Raw genomic sequence first — 1,884 nt, forward strand, 5'->3', positions numbered from 1 at the left:
CCACCGGTAATGCTCCGAGCATCTTCTCGACACTGGCCTGGCCCCACTGCGCACGCTGTCTCACCAGCCCAGGTCATACCGCGCAACGATCACCACAGCAAACCCAGCGATCTTCACTTACCTCGACGTGCGGAAAACGGGGCTAGCAGAAGTCGCCGTAGTCGCCGTCGCCGAACGCGGCGGCCAGCGACGTGCGCAGGCCCAGCCAGCTCATCTGCGGTGGCCACCCGTCTGCGCAGCCGCCAGTATGCGGGCACCTATCCTTGCTTGCATGGGTGACGTACTGAAGGGGCGAGGTTGCGCGTGGGAGTTCGAGGACGGGGGGCTGCGCATTACGCCTGAGCCGGGTAAGGCGTCGAAACTGAGCATGGAGCTCGGTGAGCGGTTCGTGCCGTACGACGCGCTGGCCGATGTCATGCTGGAGCCTGGTGCCCGCGGCCGGGTGGTTTTGCGGGTGGTTCCCCGGGAGGGAGCCGATCCGGTCATGTCCGCGGCAACGGGGCAGCTCCAGGAGTCGCTCGATCCGTACCGGCTGGTGCTGCCCGCCGCCACGGAGACGCTGGCCGACCAGTATGCCGACGAGATGCGCGCGGCCCTGTCCGAGTGCGGTCCGGCTGAGCGGTTCCTGATCGCCGGTCCTTCGGTGCCGCGTAGTTTCAAGGCATTGGACGGTGAGGCCGCCTTCGACGGGCAGGCTGTCACCTTCACCTGGTTCTCGTCCGGAGCTTCCCCGGCCAAGTACACGGCAGGTGACCAGCGTTACCCGATCACCGAGATCGAGGGCGTCGAGTGGCATGCACTGGAGGACGCTCGCGGGTCGTTGCGGCTGCGCATCCGTGGGCACCAGGCCCTCTCCAATCCCAACAACGATCCCGCCTCCGTGGTGTTCGGCATTGGCTGGGGAGCTACGCATCACTCCCTGCCCTTCGCCGCCGCCGTGCTGGCCGCCGTACAAGGTCCCATGATCGAACAGGTCGCGGCGGAAGGCTGAGCTGATGTCCCGTATATGACTTTTGTGCGCGTTGGCGCCTTGAAACTCAAGGCACCCGACGGCGCGCTTCCGTCCGGGAAGAACCGCACCATCAGCACGGTCTCGGTGTTGGTCGTAGCGGTTGACCCCTGGATAGACGTTGTTCGGGCGTTTGCCCAGGGCGAGGTGGAGGCGCGCGGGAATGCCGCCGATCCTGTCCCGCTCAAAAACACGGTTTCGTGCTCTGAACTGGGGTTTTGCTGCGCGATCAGGGCGGGCGGCTGCGGCCATCGCAAGGTGTTGTTACCCCTGGTCTACCGGTTGGCGAGGTGCCTGCTGGCGGTGCTGGTCCGCGCTGATCTGTCCAAGGACGTTGAAGCTGCAAGCCCACGCGATCATCGCCTGCCACTTCCTGGTAGTCGAGACGATAATGCTCTAACGGCTGTATGTGCTGATCTTCATCGAGCACGGCACCCGGAGACTGCACCTGGCCGGAGTGACCGCGCACCCGACCGGAGCATGAACGGCGCAGCAGGCCCGCAACCTGGCGATGGATCTGGGTAACCGCATCTCCGTGCTGCGGTTCGTGATCCACAATGGAGACCCCCTCTCCACCTCCGCCTTCCGGGAGGTCTTCACAGCTGAAGGGCTGCAGGTCATCCCCACGCTGCCGCGGACACCGAGGATGAACGCCATCTGCGAGCGCGTCATCGGCACCCTACGCCGCGAACTCCTGGACCGGATCCTGATCCTCAACGAACGCCACCTGGCTCCCGTGCTCCAGGAGTATCTGATCCAGCGAGGTAGGCCGTCAGGCGAGGTGTCAGCGTGCTGGTCCTTTTCCCGACGGCCCCCTCCCGAACCCGCCGTGCCCGCTTTCCGGGCAACGGGCTCTCCGGTGACTACTGCGTGAT

At 65.4% G+C, this 1,884-nt stretch carries 1 protein-coding gene; it reads left to right on the top strand.

Going from position 1 to position 1,884, the window contains the following annotated elements:
• Positions 1-271: 271 nt before the first annotated feature.
• Positions 272-991, top strand: coding sequence for a DUF4429 domain-containing protein (locus ITP53_RS55135; RefSeq protein WP_195903444.1), 720 nt, complete (start codon positions 272-274; stop codon positions 989-991).
• The last annotated feature ends 893 nt before the right edge of the window (positions 992-1,884 follow it).

The organism is Nonomuraea cypriaca, from assembly GCF_015645445.1.
Lineage (GTDB): Bacteria > Actinomycetota > Actinomycetes > Streptosporangiales > Streptosporangiaceae > Nonomuraea > Nonomuraea cypriaca.

Excerpts from the sequence above, each read along its gene's own strand:
- ITP53_RS55135 (WP_195903444.1), top strand. The coding sequence starts at position 272 with ATGGGTGACGTACTGAAGGGGCGAGGTTGCGCGTGGGAGTTCGAGGAC.